The organism is Cytophagaceae bacterium ABcell3, from assembly GCA_030913385.1.
In the GTDB taxonomy this organism is placed as follows: domain Bacteria; phylum Bacteroidota; class Bacteroidia; order Cytophagales; family Cytophagaceae; genus ABcell3.
Window position 1 is genome coordinate 1,934,310 of the sequence record CP133159.1, and the last position, 24,058, is coordinate 1,958,367.

The 24,058-nt window shown below is 39.7% G+C and carries 23 protein-coding genes and 1 other RNA gene; 14 read left to right on the plus strand and 10 right to left on the minus strand.

Features of this window, described 5'->3' with window-relative positions; genetic code table 11:
• Positions 1 to 94 precede the first annotated feature (94 nt).
• Entirely contained in the window at positions 95 to 397 is a 303-nt protein-coding gene (trxA, locus tag RCC89_07865; protein ID WMJ73076.1) for a thioredoxin, read from the minus strand.
• A gap of 205 nt (positions 398 to 602) precedes the next feature.
• Here trxA and RCC89_07870 point away from each other — a divergent pair, with 205 nt between their 5' ends.
• The 3 genes from RCC89_07870 to RCC89_07880 all read left to right on the plus strand — a co-directional run bounded on the left by RCC89_07870 (position 603) and on the right by RCC89_07880 (position 2,466).
• The gene (locus tag RCC89_07870) at positions 603 to 1,175 is read left to right on the plus strand and encodes a hypothetical protein (protein ID WMJ73077.1); all 573 of its coding nucleotides are present in this window, start codon (positions 603 to 605) and stop codon (positions 1,173 to 1,175) included.
• The gene (locus RCC89_07875) at positions 1,176 to 1,757 is read left to right on the plus strand and encodes an ACP phosphodiesterase (GenBank protein WMJ73078.1); all 582 of its coding nucleotides are present in this window, start codon (positions 1,176 to 1,178) and stop codon (positions 1,755 to 1,757) included.
• 280 nt (positions 1,758 to 2,037) lie between these two features.
• Positions 2,038 to 2,466, plus strand: coding sequence for a TerB family tellurite resistance protein (locus RCC89_07880; protein WMJ73079.1), 429 nt, complete (start codon positions 2,038 to 2,040; stop codon positions 2,464 to 2,466).
• Positions 2,467 to 2,769: 303 nt separating this feature from the next.
• On the opposite strand, the gene RCC89_07885 is transcribed toward RCC89_07880, so the two are convergent.
• Both RCC89_07885 and RCC89_07890 read right to left on the minus strand, forming a co-directional pair.
• Positions 2,770 to 3,276 carry a DUF4199 domain-containing protein gene (locus RCC89_07885; GenBank protein WMJ73080.1) on the minus strand — a complete coding sequence of 169 codons (507 nt, stop codon included), beginning with the start codon at positions 3,274 to 3,276 and terminating at the stop codon, positions 2,770 to 2,772.
• A gap of 125 nt (positions 3,277 to 3,401) precedes the next feature.
• Positions 3,402 to 4,799 (minus strand): peptidoglycan DD-metalloendopeptidase family protein, encoded by a 1,398-nt coding sequence (locus tag RCC89_07890; GenBank protein WMJ73081.1) that lies wholly within the window; start codon positions 4,797 to 4,799, stop codon positions 3,402 to 3,404.
• A gap of 153 nt (positions 4,800 to 4,952) precedes the next feature.
• Between RCC89_07890 and RCC89_07895 the strand changes: the two genes are divergently transcribed.
• The 4 genes from RCC89_07895 to RCC89_07910 all read left to right on the plus strand — a co-directional run bounded on the left by RCC89_07895 (position 4,953) and on the right by RCC89_07910 (position 9,083).
• Positions 4,953 to 5,231, plus strand: coding sequence for a hypothetical protein (locus tag RCC89_07895; GenBank protein WMJ73082.1), 279 nt, complete (start codon positions 4,953 to 4,955; stop codon positions 5,229 to 5,231).
• A gap of 20 nt (positions 5,232 to 5,251) precedes the next feature.
• Positions 5,252 to 6,280: a type IX secretion system membrane protein PorP/SprF gene (locus RCC89_07900; GenBank protein WMJ75648.1), complete on the plus strand. Its 1,029-nt coding sequence runs from the start codon at positions 5,252 to 5,254 to the stop codon at positions 6,278 to 6,280.
• A gap of 215 nt (positions 6,281 to 6,495) precedes the next feature.
• The gene (locus RCC89_07905) at positions 6,496 to 8,118 is read left to right on the plus strand and encodes a hypothetical protein (GenBank protein ID WMJ73083.1); all 1,623 of its coding nucleotides are present in this window, start codon (positions 6,496 to 6,498) and stop codon (positions 8,116 to 8,118) included.
• A gap of 167 nt (positions 8,119 to 8,285) precedes the next feature.
• A complete protein-coding gene (locus RCC89_07910) occupies positions 8,286 to 9,083 on the plus strand; it encodes a YdcF family protein (protein WMJ73084.1) in 798 nt (265 codons plus the stop codon).
• A gap of 87 nt (positions 9,084 to 9,170) precedes the next feature.
• Here RCC89_07910 and RCC89_07915 read toward each other — a convergent pair whose 3' ends face one another.
• Entirely contained in the window at positions 9,171 to 10,622 is a 1,452-nt protein-coding gene (locus tag RCC89_07915) for a thioredoxin-like domain-containing protein (protein ID WMJ73085.1), read from the minus strand.
• A 168-nt stretch (positions 10,623 to 10,790) separates the two neighbouring features.
• Here RCC89_07915 and RCC89_07920 point away from each other — a divergent pair, with 168 nt between their 5' ends.
• Both RCC89_07920 and fabG read left to right on the plus strand, forming a co-directional pair.
• On the plus strand, positions 10,791 to 11,690 hold the full coding sequence (locus RCC89_07920) for a 1,4-dihydroxy-2-naphthoate polyprenyltransferase (GenBank protein ID WMJ73086.1): 900 nt from the start codon (positions 10,791 to 10,793) through the stop codon (positions 11,688 to 11,690).
• Between the two features lie 73 nt (positions 11,691 to 11,763).
• Positions 11,764 to 12,513 (plus strand): 3-oxoacyl-ACP reductase FabG, encoded by a 750-nt coding sequence (fabG, locus tag RCC89_07925; protein WMJ73087.1) that lies wholly within the window; start codon positions 11,764 to 11,766, stop codon positions 12,511 to 12,513.
• A gap of 52 nt (positions 12,514 to 12,565) precedes the next feature.
• Here the strand turns inward: fabG and RCC89_07930 are convergent, their stop codons facing one another.
• Together RCC89_07930 and RCC89_07935 are read right to left on the minus strand one after the other, a co-directional pair.
• A complete protein-coding gene (locus RCC89_07930) occupies positions 12,566 to 12,904 on the minus strand; it encodes a cytochrome c (protein WMJ73088.1) in 339 nt (112 codons plus the stop codon).
• Positions 12,880 to 14,334, minus strand: coding sequence for a glucose dehydrogenase (locus tag RCC89_07935; protein ID WMJ73089.1), 1,455 nt, complete (start codon positions 14,332 to 14,334; stop codon positions 12,880 to 12,882). The genes RCC89_07930 and RCC89_07935 overlap by 25 nt, the downstream gene beginning before the upstream one ends.
• 70 nt (positions 14,335 to 14,404) lie before the next feature.
• On the opposite strand from RCC89_07935, the gene RCC89_07940 reads away from it, so the two are divergent.
• The 3 genes from RCC89_07940 (at position 14,405) to RCC89_07950 (ending at position 17,457) form a co-directional block, all read left to right on the plus strand.
• Positions 14,405 to 15,196, plus strand: a complete 792-nt coding sequence (locus RCC89_07940; GenBank protein ID WMJ73090.1) for an SDR family oxidoreductase — start codon at positions 14,405 to 14,407, stop codon at positions 15,194 to 15,196.
• Positions 15,197 to 15,605: 409 nt separating this feature from the next.
• Positions 15,606 to 16,712, plus strand: a complete 1,107-nt coding sequence (locus RCC89_07945; GenBank protein ID WMJ73091.1) for an o-succinylbenzoate synthase — start codon at positions 15,606 to 15,608, stop codon at positions 16,710 to 16,712.
• Complete coding sequence (locus RCC89_07950) at positions 16,669 to 17,457, plus strand: SDR family oxidoreductase (GenBank protein ID WMJ73092.1); 789 nt, start codon at positions 16,669 to 16,671, stop codon at positions 17,455 to 17,457. The genes RCC89_07945 and RCC89_07950 overlap by 44 nt, the downstream gene beginning before the upstream one ends.
• Before the next feature lie 129 nt (positions 17,458 to 17,586).
• Here RCC89_07950 and RCC89_07955 read toward each other — a convergent pair whose 3' ends face one another.
• The 4 genes from RCC89_07955 to RCC89_07970 all read right to left on the minus strand — a co-directional run bounded on the left by RCC89_07955 (position 17,587) and on the right by RCC89_07970 (position 21,588).
• A complete protein-coding gene (locus RCC89_07955) occupies positions 17,587 to 18,750 on the minus strand; it encodes a sigma-54 dependent transcriptional regulator (protein ID WMJ73093.1) in 1,164 nt (387 codons plus the stop codon).
• A 29-nt stretch (positions 18,751 to 18,779) separates the two neighbouring features.
• Positions 18,780 to 19,194, minus strand: an RNA gene (gene rnpB / locus RCC89_07960) — RNase P RNA component class A.
• Positions 19,195 to 19,245: 51 nt separating this feature from the next.
• Positions 19,246 to 20,181: a DUF2027 domain-containing protein gene (locus RCC89_07965; protein ID WMJ73094.1), complete on the minus strand. Its 936-nt coding sequence runs from the start codon at positions 20,179 to 20,181 to the stop codon at positions 19,246 to 19,248.
• A gap of 12 nt (positions 20,182 to 20,193) precedes the next feature.
• Positions 20,194 to 21,588, minus strand: coding sequence for a BamA/TamA family outer membrane protein (locus RCC89_07970; GenBank protein ID WMJ73095.1), 1,395 nt, complete (start codon positions 21,586 to 21,588; stop codon positions 20,194 to 20,196).
• A gap of 280 nt (positions 21,589 to 21,868) precedes the next feature.
• Here RCC89_07970 and acs point away from each other — a divergent pair, with 280 nt between their 5' ends.
• Positions 21,869 to 23,764 (plus strand): acetate--CoA ligase, encoded by a 1,896-nt coding sequence (gene acs, locus RCC89_07975; GenBank protein ID WMJ73096.1) that lies wholly within the window; start codon positions 21,869 to 21,871, stop codon positions 23,762 to 23,764.
• Positions 23,764 to 23,985, plus strand: coding sequence for a membrane protein insertion efficiency factor YidD (gene yidD / locus RCC89_07980; GenBank protein ID WMJ73097.1), 222 nt, complete (start codon positions 23,764 to 23,766; stop codon positions 23,983 to 23,985). Before acs ends, yidD begins: the two co-directional genes overlap by 1 nt.
• Positions 23,986 to 24,058 lie beyond the last annotated feature (73 nt).

Consider the following 24,058-nt stretch of genomic DNA (forward strand, 5'->3'; position numbering starts at 1 on the left):
AACCGTTTCCATCTTTGCGCCCCCCTTTATAATAAATTGAATGAAATTATTAGTTACATTAATAACCATTTTGAGGGGAATTTGTTGCACAAAGTTACATGTGACTGGCAAGTTCTTTTCGTAAAGACATAATGTCCATAACTCCAGATTTTCTCCAGAGAATTTTTCCTTTGCGGAACAATATTAAAGTTGGTACACCATTAATCCCGAACTGTGTGGCTGCCGAAGGGTTTTTGTCGACATCTATTTTTACCACTTTTAGGTCCTCTGACTCTTTAGAGAGCTGTTCTAGGGTAGGGGTAAGCATTTTGCATGGGGCGCACCAATCAGCGTAAAAGTCTGCTAATACTGGTTTGTCTGATTGGATTAAATCTTTAAAGCTCTTTTTTTGACTCATAGTTCGATTTTTTATTAGATCCTGATTCGCAACCAAGCCTTTGTAGTTGACAAAAGAAGTTCTATGTGTTTTTTTCGGTGTTCCTATGTTTTACCTACTTTGTCTTTTGTCGCTCATGAGGAACTATATTGCATAATCTGGATCAAAGTGTGTAACTCATCGCATTTTTAGTTATTTTTACTGAATAATGCTTCTTCGATTTAAAATGAGTAAACCGGTAATTGCCTTAATTGTTTTATTGTGTATACTTTCTCATCATGCTAGCGCTCAATTGCCGCTTCCAGAGAGAAGGTCTTTAAATATTGGAGTCGCAGCAGGATTGGGCGGTGCCAGCTATTCTTATTTCCCTTCTGTTGATATGAGCTACCGGACTACCTCCTTAAGGGTCTCGCCAGGGTTTAGGGATATGTCTGTGGGTGTGGCCCAAGAAATACTGCCTATATCGGAAGTGTATTACCAATGGAAGTGGGTTGGATCCTTTTATTATATTAGGAGTAAATATGATGGTACTTGGCCGGGAGTAGGTACTTTTATTTTTTCTTCAGAGGATGCCCACCGTTTTGCAGCGCTTACCGGACTTAAATTACTTTTTGGGTCAAGGTTCTATAGTTATTTGCAAGTTGGGGTGATCCATTCACGGTATGAAGGGGTTAATAGGGAGCGGGACGGAGCGTTTTTGTCGCGGGAAGCTTATGGGGAATGGATGCCATATCTTGAGTTTTCTATAGGCATTAATTTTTTTAGAAATTATTCCAAAGAAATAGAATACGCTGATTAATTGAACTACCTTGGCCATGCACTTCTTTCAGGGTCTGACGATATCCTTATTGGCAACTTTATAGCAGACGCTGTAAAAGGTAAGGCTGTTAACGATTATCCTTCATTGGTGAAAGCAGGTATCTTGTTGCACCGTGAAATAGATTGTTATACAGATAGCCACCCTGCGTTTCTAAATATGAAGCGTCGACTTTCCACATCTTATCGGCATTACTCAGGTGTTATTGCTGATATTTATATTGACCATTTTTTGGCCAATGGCTGGAATGCTTTTTCCTCTATGCCTTTGACTGTGTTTACTCAGCGTGTATATAGGTTGCTGGAGTATAATAGCGAGTCCCTGCCTTTGAAATTCCAAAAGTTGCTTCCTCACATGATCTCAAACGATTGGTTGTATAATTACTCAAAACTCTACGGGGTACAGAAGTCTTTGGAGGGGTTAAGCCGGAGAACCTCTTTTGATTCTGGGATGGAAAATGCTATTTACGCACTCTCTCAAGACTATCCTTTTTATAAGCATCAGGCCTGTCTTTTCCTATCAGATGCCATTAAACGTTTCCCTGGTACATACACCTTGAAATAATTATTGGATATAATATAATACTTTTTGTATTTTATAAAGAATGTTTATTTTATTTGTTCTTGTGTTTTATTGAGCTGAAATTGTACTATTTCTAATTGTGTTATTGCTAAGGTGTTGTTTATTAAATATTTATTATTTTAGTGTCTCAGACTTTTTTTGCTAAAAATAGTCTATTTTTAGTTTTTTTAAACAAAGTCGTGTTTTGTCTGTAATATAATTTTACCTACATTTGTACTGTAGATAACGGAATAAGAAACCTCAAAAATTTACCCATATGTTTATGCTAACTTTTTTCGAGACTAAAAAGACCAAACATCAGAAAAGCCATCTTAGAAATCTGATTGCACTTGCTAAGACAGATGGTTTTATGTCTGATTCGGAAATTGAATACATTTTCCGTGTTGGTGATAAAATGGGTTTGAAGTATGAAGATACTCAAGCTGTGCTTGAAGATGTTTCTGTTTATGACTTTGTTAAACCTTCTAATGACGATGAAAGGTTTAATGAGATTTTTAACCTTGTACAGTTAATGTTGGTTGAAGGAAAAATTGAAGATGCGGAAATGGACTTCTGCATTGAGATAGCACGCAAGTCAGGTGTAAGACCTGCTATAGCTGGCGTTTTAGTCAGAAAAATTACCATGGATTTAATGAAAGGTCTTAATAAAGAAACTATCAAAGCGCAAGTTAAAAGCTTCTTGTTGATGTAATTTTACCTAAAAAACTGTTTGCAATTTACTTTTACTCGTTTTAGGGCCGCAAGTGCGGCCTTTTTTTATGCCATACAGTATAATAGGAACTAGTGTAGGGGCTGTTGGAAAAGTAATAAGTGTGTGTAGCCAAAGGCATGCCTTGTGGCTACACTACGCATGGCCTTACAAGAGTCGTATTGGAAGGCCATAAAGTAGATTGTGCGCTTGTGGCTAGCCCAAAAAGTAGTAATGATTAAAAACTTCTCAAGTTACTGTACACGGAAAATTTGAAATAGCCGAAAAACCTTTGCACCTAATAATTCAGGTTGAACTGGCGGCATTTTTCTTTTTAGTAAAAAAGCCGATAATCAGTGCTAGAAAGGTTCCTATAATAAAAGTGCCCTGGAAAGACGATAGCGCTTGCCTTAAAGGGGTGAAGCTTCTTTTAAGTTCTGAGAGTTTTTCTTCTGCTTCTTCTTCGGTTAGGTCTTGTTCTGCTAATACTTCAGCGCCCATTTCTAAGGTGTGTTGTATAAATTCTTGGTTTCCAAAGCTGAAATAAATATATGTAAAGAGCCCTAAAAAGACTCCCGCATGTGTTGCTACCATTATTCCAGCTAATGTTGCCTGAAAGTAGTTGATTTGTGAATCATGCTTTGCTTTGGAAATATGCTTGATTGCTAGCAGCATTATCGCTACCATTACGATCAGGTTGATGAGTATTCCGTAGGCGGCTATTTTTGTGTCGTAAAGATAATTATAGATAACTCCGTCAATTATGCCCATTGCAATTCCTGCTGCGGCACCATAAGCAAAAGTATATTTCATCTGTTGTTGGGAAACTAATTAATGAAAGCGCAAATTAGCTAAAAAATAAAAAAGAGGGGCGGTAGGCTCCTCTTTTTTTGTGCAAATTATATTGTCGCAAAGCGCAAAGCTGACGTAAATTTTATTTATTTTTTTGCTATAGCTTCTTCTTCAGTCTCTTCTTCCTCTTCATTTTCCTTTTTGTCGTCTTTTTCAAGGTATGGTATTTTGTCAAGCTGCTTTTTGAGCACAGCCATTTGTTTCATGAAGCTCTCTTTCTCTGAAGCTTTTATAGGTTCTTTTTTGATCACTTTAACTTTGGTTCCATCCACTTGTTTTCCATTTTCCCAGAATCTGAAGCAGACATGTGGGCCTGTTGCTAAACCTGTACTTCCTACATATCCTATAACCTGTCCTTGGCTTACCCTTACGCCAGGTCTCATGCCTTTGGCTATTTTTGACATGTGTAGGTACTGGGTGGAGTAGGTATTGTTATGTTTTATTTTAACATAGTTGCCGTTATAGTTAGAGTATTTGGCTTCTACCACTACTCCGTCTCCAACAGAAATGATTGGAGTTCCCGTAGGTGCAGCATAATCTGTTCCCAAATGGGCTTTGAACCTTTTCTGAACGGGATGGTACCTTCTCTTTGTATAGTGAGAGGTGATACGGAAATATTTTAACGGTGCTTTTAAGAAGCCTCCTTTTTGGGTACTGTTTCCCTCTTCGTCATAAAAAGCACTTACGCCGTTTTCAGGATGGTTAAAAGCGTAAAAAGTTCTGTCTCTGTGGTCGAAGCTGGCAGCAGCTACATTGCTTATGCCGATAGGTTGGCCGTCTAATACAAGTTCGTCGTAAATCATGCGGAAGCGTTCACCTTTTTGTAAGCGGAAAAAGTCTACTTGTGTAGCAAAGATTTTAGAGAGTTCTATTGCTGCTAACTGCGAAGCATTATTTTCATTTAATGTTTCATATATTGATGAATATATTACTCCACCTATTTCGCGGCGTATGGTATCTACATCACGATAGTGCTTGTATACCTGCAAAGAATCAAATTTGTAAACAATGCGCTCTATCTGATTGGCGTCATAAACCAGGCATTGTGGTGTGTTTAGAGAGTCTTTGTTCGTGTAAATAGTATATTCATGACCTGCCCTAATATACCTCGGGTCAAAGACATCTTTAGATAAGTTGGCTATTTCATTAATAGCTTCATATGGAATGTTGAACTTCCGGAATATCTGGCTCAGGTTTTCATTTCGCTTGACCTTGTGCTTCTCAATGAGCATAGAGTCTATGATCATTCCGTACTCTATAGTTGGCTCGGGCAGCTTTTCTTCGATCTGCTCATTAATGGTTTCTTCTGTCTCTACTGTAGGTTCGTTATCTAAGGTATACTTCTCTACAAGGTAGTAACCGCCCAAAACAGTAGCAGTCAATAAAAATATTAAAAGGATACGCGGCAGGGGATTTCTTTTCATGACAATTATATATTCCTTTTTTAATTTCTCTAAACCAATGGAAGCGGAAAAAGATTCCATTTATTTATTAAAGCGTCAAAATTATGAAATTATTTTAATTTGTATATTTTTTAGATTATTTATAATTACATTAATGTACGTAATTGTATTAAAAAATACATTGCTAAAACCCTTTTTAAGATATATCGTAATTAAACACTTAAAAGATCGCCTATGAGAATACATTATATAGTCTTTTTGCTAGTTGTGTTTTTATCTTCTTGTGTTTCAAGAGCGTATGTTGATAGCTCTGGGGAGGGTAAGAAAGATGATAAGAATTATCATGCAAAGACCGCCAATGCTATCATTTCAAAAGGCAAAAAGAATAAAAAGAAACGGGAAAGAAAAGCCGAAAGAAAGCGGCGTAAGGATAATAAAGAAGCTGCAAAAGCAGGGTCAGAGAAAAACAAGAAAAAGACTGTTAAGAATCCAGGCCCGTTTGATTTTTATTAAATCAGTAGATATATCATGTGATGAAGTTAAGGGCTACATTTTTAAGTATATTGACCATTTTATTGGCTGGGGTTGTATTTGAGTCTCGGGGGCAAGACGTTCAGTTCTCTCAATTCTATAATGTGCCTATGCATTTAAATCCTGCTTTTGCAGGTAGTGCGCACCAGACTAGAGGAACCTTGCACAACAGGCTTCAGTGGCCATCTTTAGATGCTACATATACCACCTCGTTGATTTCTGCCGATACTTACTTCCCTGAATACAAAAGTGGGGTAGGGGTGATGGTCGTCCAAGACATTATGGGTGGGGCGGACTTTATGTCTACAGATGTCGTGTTGCAATATGCTTATGAAGTGCACATAAACGAAAATATTACTTTTCGCCCTGGGTTGCAACTAGGGTATGTGTCAAGAACAGTAGATTATTCAGGGTTAATATTCCCGCAGCAGGTTGATGATCAGGGGCAGCATGATTTTGGAAACCCTTATGGCTTAGGTAATAGAATACATTATGTAGATATAGGTTCGGGCGGTATCCTTTATTCTAAGGACTTTTGGGTAGGAGCTTCTGCCCACCATATGAACCGCCCTAATCAGTCTTTTACGGGCGATGTAGCCCGACAGGCTATTAAGTACTCTTTTGTCGGAGGTTACAAAATTCGTTTAAAATCCAAGCAAAAATATCTCGCTTATCTACAGTCGGAGCCTGAGAGGGCTATCGTTCCTACGGTTCACTATAAAATGCAAGGGCCTTCTGACCAATTAGACGTTGGGGTTTACGCTATGTATGACATGGTGATGGCAGGTGTGTGGTATAGGGGTATTCCTATCAAAAAGTACGACAGTTTTTTACGTAACCATGAATCGGTGGTCTTGCTAGGCGGGGTGAAATTTGGTAATTTTAGCTTTAGCTATAGCTATGATATCGTGGTTTCCCGCTTATCAACGGTAAATACTTTCGGTGCCCATGAATTTAACCTAACTTATGTTCATAATCGTCAACCTAAAAAACGTAAGAAAATGAAAAGGTTGCCTTGTCCAAGTTTTTAACCTGGGCTATGGATTAGATTTCGTTATGAGGGGCAAAAGAACAAAAAAACAGCGTATTAGGTTTGCAAAGCATAGTGGTTCTATAGTTAAAAACCAAATACGAGCGAAGCGTCTGATTTAAAGTTATTTTGCCACGCAATAGAAAGTTCTAATGCATATTTCAGGTTTAATATTTTTCATGGTATATTCATGGTTAACTCATTAGTATTAGGATTATGTTAAGGAACAGTATTCTGGGGTTTATATTTACACTATGTTTATGTAGTGTTTTTTCAAATGCCAATGCCCAGGCTTTCAAGAAAAGAGATATTCGCAAGCTAGAAGCTCATGCCATAGACTTTTTCGATAACAGGCAATTTGCCGAAGCAATTCCTTTATTTGCCAAGCTTGACAGTATAAAGCCTTTTTACCCTCCGTATCTTTTCCCTTTATTGGTAAGCTGTATAGGCGCTAACAAATATATAAAAGCTTTGGGCGTGGCGGAGCATGCATTGGATATTGAAAGTGAAATGCCTGTAGACTTTTATTTATATGCAGCCAAAGCACACCACTTAAATTATAAGTTTGATGAAGCTAAATCGCTCTACCAAGCCTACAGGAACTCTTTGAGCAAAAAGAAGAAAGTAGATGAAGAATTGTTGCGTATTGTGGATAGGGATATTTTAATGTGTGACAATGCCAAGGAACTTGTTGGAAACCCTTTGGACATCGAAATTAAAAGTGTGGGTTCTAACATAAACTCTCCCTATGCTGATTATGGCCCTGTACTTTCGGCAGATGAGTCTATGCTTATTTTTACTTCTGATAGACCAAGGCAAACTGGTGGTTTTTTGAATGATGCATTTGAAAATATGGAGCACATTTATGTCTCTCACAAAACTGATTCTGGCTGGGGGGCGCCTGAACATATGGGCGATAATATCAATTCGAATGGGCATAATGCGGCAGTGGCTTTAAGTGCAGATGGACAAAAGCTATTGATTTATAGATCCGAAAATAATAGGATACTTTCTTTGTCTAGTGGGGATTTGTATATGAGTGAGTTGGAAGGTGATGAATGGACAAAGCCTGTAAAACTCCCTGAAGGGATCAATAGCAAGGACTGGGAGCCTAGTGCTTCGTTTTCTGCTGATGAAAGAACTTTGTATTTTACCAGTGATAGAAAAGGCGGATACGGTGGAACTGATATTTATTATGTAAAGAAGCTTCCAAATGGGGAGTGGGCAGTTCCTAGAAACCTTGGCGATAAAATAAATACCCCTTTTAATGAGGATTCCCCATTTATGCACCCCGATGGTAAAACTTTATACTTTAGTTCCAATGGCCATAAAAGTATGGGTGGTTTTGATATTTTTTATTCTGAACTTGATGAAGAAACAGGGGAATGGTCGACTCCGGTCAATGTTGGATATCCTATCAATACCCCGCACGACGATGTTTACTTTTCCTGGTCTGCCGATGGTACTACCGCATACTTTTCTTCCTATCGAGAAAATAGTGAGGGAGACATAGATATTTATTATGCCAATGTCTACAATGAAACATCTCCTGTTCTGTTAATGAAAGGTTTGGTGGTTGACTCTGTTTCCCAGAAGCCTATTCAAGCCACCATTACTGTTACGGATAAAAACTCTGATGAAGTAATAGGTGTATTTAACTCAAACAGGGCTTCTGGTAAATTTGTCATTATTTTAAATAAAGGTTCTTACAATGTTTCAATTGAAGCAGAAGAATATGAATTCTGCAACAGGCTGTTGGAAGTAGAAGATCTTGAAGAATACCGCGAGATTAATAAAAATATTAAGCTGTGCGCAAAACCAGGTCTGCAAGAAGAATAGCTACCGTAATGGCAATGAGTTGTTCTGTCGGGGAAATTTTAAGCTTCTTGAAATACCTAATGTAGGGAAGGGGTAAATAATAGATGGTTCTAAAATTTTTAGGAGATTTTTTTAAGTCATAATCTTTCGTGCTAATTTATTTGTGAACTTTCAGAGGGAAACTTGACATGAATGAGATAAGGACTGTTATTGATGATTTAAATGATGTAGCCCGATTCTTGGCTAGGAGAGATATCCCTGAATTAAGCAAGGAAGCGTTTATTGAAAATTTTCAAATTCCCACAGTTGATGTGGTGCTGGTGTTAGGCTGTAGCATACCCTATGTTGCACAGCTTGGTGCTGCTGCATTGAGTCGCGGTATTGGAAAGAAGTTAATGATATCAGGTGGTTTAGGGCACTCTACAAAATATTTAGTAGATAAGGTCAAGGAGCTTTCCATTGTTGGTGATGAAGGTATCGAGCTCCTGCCAGAAGCAGAAATTTTCAAGAAGATTATCACGCAGGTTAATGGTATTGATGAGAATGATGTCTTAGTAGAGAACCTTTCTACAAACTGTGGATCAAATGCATGCGAATCCTTAAAGCTTTTGAGGGGAATAAACCAGGTGCCGCGCTCCGTGCTACTACTGCAAGATCCTACCATGCAATTGCGTACACATGCTTCATTTTTAAAAGAATGGGCTGAGGAGGACTGTTTGTTTATAAGTTATGCTCCTTTTGTACCGTCAGTAATTAAGTCTGAAAACACACATGAGTTCTTAAATAATGATGTTTTAGGGCTATGGAGTTTTGAGCGGTTTGTGGACCTTGTTTTAGGTGAAATACCTCGCCTGAGAAACGATGAAAATGGTTATGGCCCTAATGGAAAAGGCTTCATTGCTCCTGTAGAGGTGCCAGAAAATGTTTTGCTTGCGCACGAGCGCTTAGTGGCATCATACCAGTCTTTATTTAGAGAGCGTAGCTGATGGGCGATAATATATTTCAGATTCAAAGTTTTTACAAATAAAAAAGGGCTATTTAGCCCTTTTTTTATTTGCAAAACATCAAAGTTGTTATTTCGGCTGTCTCATTTCTAGAGGTGTGTCTAGTAAAGGTTCATCTTCGTCTTTTTCCAGTAGCCTGTCCAGTAAGTCGCCTAATTGCTCTACATCTATCCTTTTGGCAACAATTTCTTTGTTTTCATCCAGAAGGTAAATAATAGGAGTGCTGTTGATGTCGTATGTTTTTCTAAAGTTTGTCTGGTTATACGGATCCGTTACGTTTATCCAGTCAAGTTTATTGTCTTCTATGTATTTTTTCCATTGCTCTTCGTCTGGATCCAAGCATACGGCAAATGTTTCGATCTTGTCTTTCAAACGGGTACGCAAGTCGCGAAGCTTAGGGGTTACCTTCTTGCAATGGCCACAATTAGGGTCGTAAAAGTAAATAATGGTATATTTTTTATCTACCCCATGTAGTGATTTTATATTTCCATTTATATCTCTCATTTTTAACTCCGGCGCTTTTTTGCCGATTAATATTGGCTTGAGTTTTTTGGCCTTGTCCACGATTCTTGCCGTTTGTGCCGAGTCTAACCAGTAAGCTTGGTTGGTTTTATAATACTTGTCTGCCAAATGGACAAAGACTTTGTCTGCCCCCATTAGCTTGGATGTTTCTATATTATATGTAACATAGAAAACGGTGTATTTGAATAGCTCTTTGTTGGCTCTTGATTTCTCTATAAGATAATCAGCGGCAGCTATCAAGGAGTCTGGGTACTGAAGGGTAAGTTTCTCAAAGTACTGCTTTATTTTGCCGTGATACACCGGCGTCCTAAGGATTCTGTCATCTGTAAAGTCAATATTGTCAAAGAAGTGCTCTTTGTAGTATTTGAATTTAAATGTAGAGTCAACTTTCCCATTTTCTAATAGGGGAGGCTCTGGTACTTCAGGGTCTTTCATGCCACGGAAGACCGTTGCCAGAAAAGAATCAGGGTATTCTTTGATATAATTGTCTCTAAACTCGTTTATTTCCCGTTCAACTTCACCTAGTTGTTCTCTTAGTTCCTGAATCTGTGGGTTATCTTCTTGGTCTTTAATTTTTTCTAACTCTTTCCTGACCTTGTCTGCCTCCCTGCCTTTTTTGTTCACATACCTCAGGTATTCATAAAACAGGGTATTTTCTTTTGAGTTGGAAAACTTCATGTTTTTGACATAGTCAGAAGTGTCAGTTTCCAATGAAAAGAACTGGTCATTGATGAGAATTTCGAAGTAGTTTTTGGCAGGAAGTACTACCATATAAATACCGCCAGGCAGTTTCTCTTTTCCTTGAAAAAACATGTTGCCTTTTGAGTCTACTTGTGCCGTGTCCTTTAGGTACTGCTTATCGCCATAGTGGTAGGCCAGGTAGCAAACGGTATCTTTTAACCCCTTGATACGGGCTTTGATTTTATACCCTTCTTTTTCAGCGGCAGTGGCTTGAAGGATAATTAAAGAGAAGATGAAAGTTGATAAAAATCTTTTCATTGTTAGGATATTTTATTCATAGGGATGCAAAATTAATATACTTTTTTAATGATTGTTAATCTTATTTCCCCGATATGGGTTAATAACGAAAAAAAATTGTGCTTATTTACTTTTTAGGTAAATCAGGCCTATGTTTTTTGTATTTTTGCAAAAAAATAATTTCACGTTTTGAAGGTTAAAGTTTGGATTTCGGCTTTCCGTCTTCGTACCCTGCCTTTGTCTTTGTCCAGCATAGGCATGGGAAGCATACTGGCATGGTTTTACGGTAGTTTTAGCGGAAGTGTTTTTACGTTGGCGCTTTTGACTACGGTTTTTTTGCAAGTTTTGTCTAATCTCGCAAATGACTATGGCGATTATCAACACGGAGCAGATAATACAAGTAGGGTAGGGCCTGCACGGGCAGTCCAAAGTGGAAGCATCTCGCCAGGCGCTATGAAAAAAGGTATTTTTGTTTTTGCACTTCTGTCTCTTGTTTCAGGTATTTCCTTGTTGCTTGTCAGCCTGTCATTGTCTATATCTTTTTTGATTATGCTAATGATCGGTTTGCTGGCTATTGCAGCGGCTATTAAGTATACTGCTGGCAAAAAGCCTTATGGGTACGCTGGGCTAGGAGATATCTCTGTATTTTGTTTTTTTGGTATAGCAGGAGTTTTGGGTACATTTTTCCTTCATTCCGGCTATGTTACATGGCTGATTCTGCTCCCGGCAGCTTCTTGTGGCTTATTTGCTGTAGGGGTGTTGAATTTGAATAATATGAGGGATGCAGAGTCTGATGAGCCTGTAGGTAAAAAGACTATTCCTGTGAGGCTGGGGCCTGAAAAATCAGTTGCTTATCATGTTACCCTTATTTCACTTGGGGTTATTTTAAGTATTGTTTTTGTTGGAATGGTTGGGTACTCTTATTGGCAATGGCTGTTTGTATTGGCCACGCCTTTGTTTATTAAAAATATTTTGGCTGCTGTCAAATATAAGAAAGGGGGCAAGCTAGATCCTTATTTGCGCCAGTTAGCAATTTCTACTTTCTTTTTCGTACTTATTTTTAGTGCCGGTTTTTTGTTTGCTGGCTAAGATGGCTTCCTAGACAATGGTTTTTTATTTAATTTTTCTTTATTTAGTATAAGTAAAATAGTTATTGGGTAATATGTCCGCAGATTTGAAAAACTTAGCTGGAAAGATTGCAATAGTTACCGGTGGGGCTGATGGTATTGGTAAAAAAGCTGTTGAGTTTCTTGCCGGAAGCTGTGATAAAGTAGTGATTTGGGACATAGATGAGGAAAAAGGCCAAAAACTTGCCGAAGAGCTGGGAAAGGATAATGTGATGTTTTGTCATGTTGATACGACTAAATATGTTTCGGTGGAGGAAGCCGCCAAGGTGGTCTTTGGTAAGTTTGGTCGCATAGATGTTTTGATAAACAATGCGGGCATTACACGTTGTGCTACATTGACAAAAATGACTACTGAACAGTGGCAGCAAATCATCGATGTCAATTTAACAGGCGTGTTCAATTGTACCAAAGTGGTTGCTTCTTATATGGTTCAAGGTGAATTTGGAAGGATTATCAATGTTTGTTCTTTGGCTGGGATATATGGAAGTGTGGGACAAACAAATTACTCTGCCACGAAATCAGGAGTTATAGGAATTACAAAAGTGTGGGCTAGAGAACTTAGCAAGCATAATATTACTGTAAATGTAATTGCGCCCGGCTTTATAGAAACCAAAGACATGCATCAGGTGCCTGAGAAAAGCCTAAAAACAATTAAAAACAAAATTCCGGTGGGGCGACTGGGAAAACCGGAGGATGTTGCCAATGCTTACCTGTTTCTTATTTCTGACTTAGCCTCCTATATAACAGGATCTGTTATCAATGTGGATGGAGGATACGTTTTGTAAAGCCTTATAGCAAATTAGTTTTTAACTTTGGAAAACTTCATAACAAACTGTTTTAATTGCGTTGTAAGGCACGTAGATAGGCGGAAATATTTCGTAGTTCTTCTCTGGAAATTTTTTCAGTGTCAAAAGATGGCATGACACCTAAGCCGTGTCTGACCTGAAACCTTTTCATAAATTGCGGTGATGGGTTGTTGTTTATGGCAGTACCTAACCCAGCTTCTCCATGAGGGTGGCACTTATGGCAATAGTGCATAAAAAGCTTTTGCCCTTCCAGAACTTCTTCTGATTTTATCTCCAATGGGCTTGCAATAGGCTCACTTTTTCTGGGCGCACATGCTTGCCAGAGCCCTATGACAGTAAATAGGATCAAGGCTTTCTTGAAACTTTCCATATTACTCCTGTTTCTTTTTGAGGTTCAGGGCCGTCGTCTGTCGTTTTTACTATCCCAAAATCTACAATATACATGGCTTGGCCATCTGCACTGAACAGAATGTCATTTGGCCGTTCTATGCCTCCATGCTCTTGCCAAGAGGCAGGGCCGTTTTTTCTACCTTTATTCACAACAAAGTCTGAAACCTGGCCTGTCCCGGGGTCTACTCTTACTACTTTAAAACCCACCGGAGCCATTACCTTGCCTACTTGAGGTGCCATGTCCCCAAATTGGGCTATAAAAGCTTGTCCTTTATACCCAAACTCATCATTTTTGGAAAAGTCTAACCCATTCGAAGACGAGTGGACGCCCAATATAGCGGTCGGTTGTGGAATGATCGTGGGCACTTCTTGTAGAAGTGGTGCAGGTGCAGGTTCTCCCGGAGCTTTAAATTCATCATCATCTATGGGCTTTCCTGCAGAAAAATCCGGGAATCCATACCAGTGGTCATCAATTATTTCCCACAATACATCACCAGCGCCCCAAACTGGCCTACTGCCTCTGTTGTCATACGCATTTTCGGTAGCATATAATTGGCCGTTGTCAGTAAATGCCATGCCATAAGCATTCCTAAGTCCCCAGGCTACTAGCTCTGGCTCGCCTCCTTCTAAGGGCATTCTTAAAATAGCACCTGTGCACGGTATGCTTCCTTCTATTACTTCACCAGGGGAGGTGGTGGTGTTAAACGGGACAAAGGCTCCTGTACGTGCGCGGTCATCTTCATTGGCGGACAATACATAATCCGTTTCAAAGTTTTGACCTGTTAGGGTAATGTCTTTACATGGAATGTCGTGAAAGTGTGGCTGTCGGTCTAGCCACCCAAATTCTTGGTTGTCTTTTCCTACTATGGCCGAATTTGTAGCTGTTCCTTGCGAGAAATATATATAGCCATCGTGGACTTTTGGGCCATTGGTGTGGTGGTCGCCTACACTTGGTAAATCTGACAATAATGTATCTATCATTCCTTCATAGTCTACTCTTAGTATTTTTCCGCCTCCGAGTTGACCACCCTCTGCTATATAAAATTGGCCATTATAATAATCTATGCCATTCCAAGGGCCATTGTCATTACCTGTTACCATTACTGTTTTTTCTCCGTCAGGAGTTACTCTCAAAAGCCTAGGTTCTGTCCATACTTCGCCATAAGCATATCCTGACTCTACCACATATAAAAGCCCTTGTTCGTCTTGGGCAATACCTGTAGGAAAGGTTAATCCAGTGGCTACTGCTTCAATTTGGTAACCTTCTGGTAGTGCAATGTCTTCGGTATTAATTGTTCTTTCTTTGACCTTGCTAATATTTCCGCCTCCATCAGACGATTTGGTCCTATAGCAGGAAAAAATGGTAAAGGAAAAAATCAATAAAAAGAAAAATGATAATACTCCTCTCATATTTTTAATGAACCAGAATTTATGATGAATGTTTGAAATGGCTAAATTGCAAGTGTAAAATATAAGAATCATGAATCTTAGTCTATCGGGAAAAAGAGCCATGGTATGCGGCAGTACCAGTGGCATAGGAAAGGCTGCTGCAGTAGAGCTGGCTTTGTTGGGAGCAGAAATTGTGCTTGTAGCCAGAAATGAAAGCAAACTTCGTTTGTTTGCGGAGGAACTTAAAGACCTGACGGGTCGAAAACATAAGTACCTTGTGGCCGATTTCAACGATCCGGCAGGAGTTAAAAACACAGTGGATGATTTTTTGGCAGATGAGGCTTGTCAAATAGAAATTCTTGTGAACAATACTGGCGGCCCAGCAGGAGGGCCTATTTTTGAGGCTGCTACTCAGGAGTTTGAGAATGCTTTTTCCGCTCATTTAATATGCAATCATTTGCTTGTTCAAGCTTTAGTGCCAAGCATGAGGAGCGCAGGGTATGGGAGGGTAATTAATATTGTTTCTACTTCAGTTAAAGAGCCGCTTCCTAATTTGGGGGTTTCCAATACCATCCGTGCAGCAGTGGCTGGATGGGCCAAAACTTTATCTGGAGAACTTGCGACAGATGGCATTACTGTCAATAATGTTTTGCCTGGCTATACTTTTACCCCTAGGTTACAGTCCCTGATCAAGGCAAAAGCTGATAAAACCGGGAAAAGCATAGAAGAGGTTAAGACAGAAATGAAGGGGGAAACACCTGCCAATCGTTTTGCTGACCCTGAAGAGGTGGCAGCGCTTGTGGCCTTTTTAGCAACACCTGCTGCTGCATACGTAAACGGAACCAGTATTCCTGTAGATGGTGGTAGGGTTAAATCTTTTTAAAGGGTTACCCATTTAAGTCTCCAGGAAGTAATGTTTTTTTGTACGACACAATAAATGCCTTAAACTGCTTTTTTAAATGGCGATATGTGCCATTGTTAGAAAATAAGGCGGCCATTGATGAAATTGCGCCTGCCTGCCGAAGGCAGGTTAAGAACTTAATAAGCATGAAGCGGCCAAAAAATTTGCTGTTTGAGCCCGACGCAAGGAGGGTGAGTTTCATTCCGATAGTTATCGGAATAGCGTAATGGTTATAAAGTTTAGCAAATTTCAGGGCCTTGACTTTTTTGCTTACTTTTTTTGTCTAAGAAAAAAAGTAAGGCCCTGCCGGCGAGGCAAAAAGTAACTTAGCGAGCCTAAATAAGCTAATAACACATAAGATATTTAAGTGGGTAACCCTATCTTTTTAACTATGAAATTACGAGCTTCTTACCAGAAATATAATCTAAAGTTTAAATTTGATGCAGGTACCTCAAGAGGGGTCTTGAAGGATAAAAATACTTGGTTTGTTAAACTGTACCATCCTGAAAACCCCGAGGTGTTTGGGTTCGGAGAGGCTGGACCATTGAAGGGGTTGAGTGTAGATGATAGGCCAGACTTTGAGACGCAGTTGTCAACTATTTGCCAGTTGATTAACGAAGGCCAACCTTTGCCATCTATTAATTTCAATGAGTTCCCTTCTATCGCATTTGCTTTGGAAACAGCCCTTGCTGATTTGGAAAACGGAGGTAAGAAAACGATTGTTGATACTTCTTTTTCTCAAGGGAAAGAAGGTATACCTATCAATGGCCTGATATGGATGGGGGCGGAGGAGTTTATGGCTGAACAGCTAAAGGACAAGCTGGCACAGGGGTATGCATGTATAAAAATTAAAATTGGGGCTATTGATTTTGAAGCTGAATGCCGCCTTCTTCAGTTTATACGATCTCAGTATTCTGCCCGTGAGATGGAAATTCGAGTTGATGCCAATGGAGCCTTTGATCCGGATGATGCATTGAAAAAGCTGGATCGACTGGCTGTCTATGACCTCCACTCTATAGAACAGCCTATCAAGCAAGGACAGTTTGAGAAAATGCACGAAGTGTGTAAACATTCACCTGTGCCCGTAGCGCTTGACGAGGAACTTATAGGCATGGCTGGGAGGGAGGAAGAGGTGTTGGATAGAATAAGGCCTCAGTTTATTATTCTTAAACCTACCTTGTTAGGAGGAATGCAGGCATCTGAAACTTGGATCAGTTGCGCCGAGAAATTCGGTATAGGTTGGTGGATTACTTCTGCTTTAGAGTCCAATATTGGCTTAAATGCCATTGCTCAATTTACTTCTCAGTTTAATGTGGAAATGCCTCAGGGCCTTGGGACGGGGCAACTTTATCACAACAATATTCCTTCTCCACTGGTTATTCAAACAGGGAAGCTTCTTTACAAAGCTAACCACATGTGGGATGTTGGATTTTTAAAGAAAGGGTGGTGTTGTGATGAAGTACACGTTGATAACCGGAGCGAGCAGAGGGATAGGTGAGGCAATAGCAAGATATTGTGCATCGGCAAATATGAATCTCATATTGGTGGCAAGGTCGGCAGAGGCTCTGGAAAAAGTGTCCAAGGAAATTGTGGATGAACACCAGGTTGATATTAAAACTTTTGCCGCAGACCTTACCTCCCCAGGACGTGTAAAAGACCTATTCCATTGGTGCAAAGCTCAGGATTATGATGTGAATATGCTGGTCAACAATGCAGGTGTAGCCTGTTATGGTAAATTTGATGACCTTTCATACGATGAACAAATGTCTGTGGTAAACCTAAACATCAATACCACAGTAAATCTCACCTATACGTTCCTGCCAATGCTTAAAGAACAGGGTCGGGCTTATATTTTAAATATGGCTAGTACGGCATGTTACCAAGCAATTCCTTATATGAGCGTTTATGCGGCTACTCAGGCCTTTCTGCAGTCTTTTAGTTTAGGTATTCGTAATGAGTTAAAAGGGGAAAATGTATATGTTTCTTGTGTTTGCCCTGGGCCTACAGCAACCGATTTTTTCGAAAAATCTGGATTAGCTGGTTTGCCGGTTAACTCTAAGGAGGTTAAAATGTCGCCAGAAGAAGTCGCAGAAACTGCCATTCAAGGAACCTTAGAGAAAGTTGCTGAAATTGTTCCCGGTACTAGTAATACGCTTGGAGCTTATTTTAGTAAGCTATTTCCAAATAAATGGGTGGTAAAAATGGTAGAAAACTATTTTCACCCAAAGGTTTCTACGGTTTAACCTAAAATTATGCGATGGATTTCATCACTTAATAGAAAGTTCTAATGCATATTTCAGGTTTAGGAAGATTGATGTGAACGTAAATAAAAAAGTCCTAAGAACTAAGATTCTTAGGACTTTTTACTGTGCCTATCTGTTAAACGCAGTATATGCCTTTGCGTCACTTAGGGTAATGGTTTTGTCGCTCATGATTACCAAGCGCTCTACCACATTCTTTAATTCCCTGATATTGCCAGGCCAGTTTAGCCCTTGCAGGTATTTTACTGCATCAGGCTCTATTTCCTTGACTGGTTTGCCATATTCTCCAGCAATATCAGTCAAAAACTTATCAATAAGTGATGGAATATCGTCTCTTCTTTCGTTGAGCGGAGGTACGTGAATAAGAATCACCCCAATCCGGTGAAAAAGGTCTTCTCTGAACCTGTTTTCCTTAATTTCCTCTTTAATGTCTTTATTGGTAGCCGCTACAATTCGCACATCAACTTTTATGTCCTTGTCGCCACCAACCCTTGTTATTTTATTTTCTTGTAAGGCCCTGAGGACTTTTGCCTGGGCAGAAAGGCTCATGTCACCGATTTCATCAAGAAAAAGGGTTCCGCCATTGGCTTGCTCAAACTTCCCTATACGTTGCTTAACCGCAGAGGTAAAAGCGCCTTTTTCATGTCCAAATAGCTCACTCTCTATAAGCTCTGAAGGAATGGCTGCACAGTTTACCTCTATTAAAGGACCGTTAGCACGTTCGCTTTTGTAATGTAGCCATCTTGCGACCAGTTCCTTACCAGAACCATTGGGGCCGGTAATGAAAACCCTTGCGTCTGTAGGAGCAACTTTATCAATAGTTTTTAGTACTTGTTTTATGGCGTCAGATTCGCCTAGTATATCACTGGTTTTGTTGATTTTCTTTTTTAGTGTCTTTGTTTCTGTTACTAGCGAAGATTTGTCCAGTGCATTTTTTACGGTAAGCAAAAGTCTGTTTAAGTCTGGTGGCTTTTGTAGAAAATCATAAGCTCCTTTTTTGGTAGCATCTACAGCAGTGTCAATGGTGCCATGGGCAGAAATCATAATGAACTGTACATCTTTTCCGAGTTCTTGAGCTTTGTCAAGTACTTCAATACCATCCATTTTGGGCATTTTAACATCACACAAAACAACGTCGTAATCGTTTTTCTTTAACATGCCCAAGCCTTCCTCTCCGTCTTTTGCTTCTTCTACCTGATAGCTTTCGTATTCAAGAATTTCTTTTAAAGTACTTCTGATGCTTTTTTCGTCATCAATAATGAGGATTTTTGACATATAGCGGTTAATTTAAAAATAAATAAAAAAACGAATGCAGGCCTATAAGCCGGGTTCTGTCTGCCGCCGAAGCGGAAGTCTTATCATTTATCTAGCCCCCGAATCACTTCGGGGTTCTAACGACCTACCCTCCCCACTATTTCATTGAAGAACTCAGGACGAGCAGCCCTGTCTACACCGGCAAAACCGGTCGAAAGTGGGGTTTATTTGGTCTTTCAACCCATAAGGTTTACCCCAATGGCCCGTCACCGGGACCACGAGTGAGCTCTTACCTCACTTTTTCACCCTTACCTCCTCATTGCTGAGGGTGGCGGTTATTTTCTGTGGCACTGGCTGTATCCCGTTAAAAACGGAACCCTTCCCGTTAGGAAGTATGGTGCTCTGCGTTGCCCGGACTTTCCTCTCCGGCAAATATTATGCCGCAGCGATAAGACGGCCTGCATTCGTTGCTTTAAATATAAACCTTTATTTTAACATTTCATCGTTTCGTCAGGTTCAGTAAAATATAACCAATGTGGCTCCATACCCAAATTTGTCAGGGCGGGCTTCTGAAAAAGACTTTACCTGCTTATGTTTTTTTAAATGATTATGGATCTTGTTTTTTAGGGTTCCATTGCCAACTCCATGGATAAAAGTGATTTGCTTCATTTCTGATGCGATAGCATTTTCAAGGTACTTTTCGAACTCCCGCAATTGGATGTCAAGAATACTGACTCCGGTAGTTACGCCCGGTTTTTTTAACAGTTGGTCAATATGAAGGTCTACTTCTGAGGGAGGACGCTCTGTTCTGATCTTTTCCTGTTGCTGTTTTTCAGAGAGTGCTTCTTTTAATTTGTTTGGATCAACCTCTTTAACCGATTCGTCTATTTGGAATACATGTCCTTCCTTGTTTAAGATAGGCGATAGCCTTTTATGCTTATAAAATGATTTGGCTGTTGGTTGAAGTTTCTTGACCAGTGGCTCATTGACAATGCCTGGTTTTACATTATAAAACAACGCTTGGAAAATCATAGTTGGCCATTCATCAAAGCGGCTAACATCTCTTTCACCGGTTTTTATAGAAGACTTTCTGCTTATTAGTCCTGAGTAGCTTCCATTAAACTTGAACCCGTTTTGCTCATGAAGCGTAAACAGAATTTCATGTCCTGTATTGTTGATAATGTATTGATGGAAAACTCTATCATTGAAAGGGATATATGCCAAGTATATACCTTCGTCATGTCCACTTGGGGTATCAGGTATCGTTACGTCTTCGTCTCTTGCCGAAAAAGAAACTGACTCTTCTTCAGAAACAACGACGAGCTCTTTTTTCATTACAGGGATAATGAAGCCATCCTCAATTTCTACTTCGACCAAGTTGCCTTCTTTTATGTTTCTGACAATCCCTTGTTCTTTTCCATGTAATAATCTTACTTTAGTTCCAGGTCTCATTATATAGCTTTATCAGATTGATGCCTTGAAATGTACAAAAAATCCGCTTTCCATCATACGGTTTAGAGAATATTCGAGCCGAACGACTATGTCATAGTAAGTTACAAAGTCCAATCCCATGCCGGCACCGTAGAGTAAAGTATTGGTCAAACGGAGGTTGTCAGGTTCGGGAAAAGGGTGGTGGACATAACCTGCGTCTGCATGGGCTTTAAGATATAGGCCAATAGGGATAGATTTAAATTTCTGGTTGGGCATTGCATTGACCTTTTTTTCTGTGTAAAAAATCCGCTTTTTTAGGTTTATTTTACCTAAAGAGTAATGCTGCCCATCTATCACATATAGTTCATAGCCGCTTACGACATCGGTCAGGTAGCCTAAGCCCCTTATGTTGAAGTAAGGCTGGCGGCCAGGAAAGGATAGCTTTTGCCTAATAGTACCAGCCCAAAACCAGTTTTTCCCTAATGGCCTATATAAGGAAAATTCTCCACGTAGGTCTAGCTGGTTAATGTCGTTGAACAAACCTAGCCCAAGTTTTTCAGCCTCTGCCATCATTAGGTGCCCCTTTAATGGGTAGTAAACAATATCTCTTCGGTCGTTTATCCATGCGTACTTCAGGGCCAACATGGTTTGTGATGTTCGGCCATCGAGAAAGTAGTCAGGGTTAAGGACTGCAACAGTGTCTCCTACGGAAGAGTGATAGAAGGAAAGCCCTAATTGGTGGGTTTCGTAGAACTTTCTTCTATAGGTAAACATAAATCCTGTGCTGAAACGGTGCTTTATAAAGCGTTCGTCTTCATGAAAGGCCAGCATATGGTTGGTAGTACGGTAGGCAATTTGCTTGTTGGTTATATAAGAGACGTACATGTTTAAGCCAAACTGCTGGGCACTGTCCAAATATGGGATGACATAAAACATTTCGGCTTTATTGTCAAAACCTCCTTGCAGTTTAATCTTGAGGGTCTCATTCATTCCTCGCATATTTTTCTGCCGGAAATCAATGCCTAGGTTTGTCCTTCTAATATCTCTGTCTCGAACTTCCCACCATTCATTGAAGTTTCTGTCGGCTAGTTCGAGAATGGGGATAGGGTATGTATACCAACGCTCTTTTACCTCTACCACCAGCGCTTTTTCAATGGGAGATTTCCCTCGCATATAAACTTCCACTTCTAAAAATAAACCGGTGTTGAATACACGGTTTTTGTTGGTTAAAAAGTGTTGGTGGATATGTTGGGCTTGAATGGTGTCCCCAACACTAATATCCAGCTCCCGTCTTATGATTTTGTCTCTTGTCCTTTTGTTACCTTCAATGACAATTTCTTGTATGACGATATATGGTCCCTCTTCTGCAGTGCCCCCTGATACTGCTGGAAATGATAGGAAAAGTAATAAAATAATTAAAAGGGGCATGCTTCGTTTTTAAAAGAAAGTGTTTTTTATGTAGATTTAAACCTAACTTTTTGTGGCTATAGAATCATCAATCAACTGTACGAATGTTTAAACAGTATTTGCATACAGTATCAGGTGCTTCTTTTGCCATTGATGAAGAACTTATGGAAAGTCCGGGTTTTTAATTATTAAACAATAATATAAACTTAATACAGCCTACCATGGTATATTTTAGTTTAAATAATAGCCAAATGTAGGCATATGTTTTTTCATTCTAATTAATTTTTAAAGTTGTAACGCTATGCCATATAAAATTTCCAGTTTTCAAGAGTATCAAGAGGAATATAATAAAAGCATAAATAACCCAGAACAGTTTTGGGATGAAAAGGCCTCTCATTTTTTATGGCGCCACAAGTGGGACAAAGTGCTGGAGTGGGATTTTGAAACGCCTGATGTCCGCTGGTTTTTGAATGGTAAATTGAATATAACCGAAAACTGTCTGGAACGTCACCTGCATAAGAGAGCAGATAAGCCAGCTATAATATGGGAAGCAAACAATCCAAAGGAAGCTTCTCGAACTTTGACATACAAAGAGCTGCTTTTTGAAGTTTCCAAGTTTTCTAATGTATTGATAAAAAATGGCATTGGAAAAGGGGACAGGGTTTGCTTGTACATGCCTATGGTGCCTGAGTTGGCCATTGCTGTATTGGCTTGTGCCAGGGTAGGGGCTATACATTCAGTTGTTTTTGCTGGGTTTTCTGCCAATGCGCTTGCCGAACGGATCAATGATGCTTCTGCTAAAATGGTTATAACCACCGATGGTGGCTATAGAGGCGCAAAAAACCTTCCTGTAAAAGAAGTAGTAGACCAAGCCTTGGAAAAATGCCAATGTACATCAAGTGTTGTGGTATACCAGAGGACTGGTGAGAAGGTAGAAATGAAGCCGGGAAGGGATATGTGGTGGCATGAGGAGATGTCTTCTGTGTCTGAGGAGAACTTTGCCGTTGAAATGGATGCTGAAAACCCACTGTTTATCCTATACACCTCTGGCTCTACCGGCAAACCCAAAGGGGTTGTTCATTCTTGTGGGGGGTATATGGTTTATGCCGGTTATACTTTTCAAAATGTTTTTCAGTACGAGGAGGGTGATATCTACTGGTGTACTGCTGATATTGGCTGGATTACAGGGCATACCTATTTAATTTATGGGCCATTACTGTCAGGTGCCACTACTGTTATGTTTGAAGGGGTACCTACCTATCCGGACGCAGGTAGGTTCTGGCAAGTGGTAGACAAACATAAAGTTAATATTTTCTATACAGCCCCAACAGCTATACGGGCATTGATGGGAAGTGGCCTTGACTTTGTAAAGCCTTATAAATTGGACTCCTTAAAAGTACTTGGTTCTGTAGGAGAACCTATTAATGAGGAGGCTTGGCACTGGTATCATAAAAACATAGGTAAGGAGAAATGCCCTGTAGTGGATACCTGGTGGCAAACTGAAACTGCTGGAATCATGATAGCACCACTTGCTGGTATAACGCCTGCCAAACCTTCTTTTGCCACTCTACCTTTGCCGGGTATCCAACCTATTTTGGTTGATAATGAAGGAAATGAAATTACAGAAAATGGGGTGGAAGGGAATCTTTGTATTAAATTTCCATGGCCTTCTATCATCAGGACTATTTGGGGAGACCATGAAAGGTGTAAAAATACCTATTTTTCGACCTATAAAAATAAGTACTTTACCGGCGATGGTTGTAAACGTGATGATAAAGGCAATTATAGGATTTTAGGTAGGGTAGACGATGTACTAAATGTTTCTGGACATAGAATGGGTACAGCTGAAATTGAGAATGCCATAGATGAGCACCCGCAAGTAATGGAATCTGCTGTAGTAGGATACCCGCATGACATAAAAGGGCAAGGAATTTATGCTTATGTTATTTGCGACCGGAAGATTGAAGATGAAGATTTTCTTAGAAATGAAATATTAGGGTTGATAACAAAACTGATTGGCCCTATTGCAAAACCTGATAAAATCCAGATTGTAAGTGGACTGCCAAAGACTAGGTCTGGTAAAATCATGAGAAGGGTACTGAGGAAAATTGCAGAAGGAGATACCTCTAACTTAGGAGATACTTCTACTTTGGTAGATCCAGGGGTTGTAGATGAGATTAAAGCAGGAAGGTTATAATGCGTAAAGTTTTTAAGTTTCTATTTCTAGTGCCTGTATATTTTTATAAATATGCCATATCGCCCATATTGCCAGCTTCTTGCCGGTATACACCTACTTGCTCAACATATTTTATAGGTGCGGTGCATAAGCATGGTATATTTAAAGGGGGATGGCTAGGTATAAAAAGGATAGCTCGGTGCCATCCATGGGGTGGGTGTGGGCATGATCCAGTACCTTAATTTTGCAGGTTGTTAAGGATGTAGCTTGGATAAGCTATTTATGCAATAGAACTTTCTATTTTGTAGCAAAGAA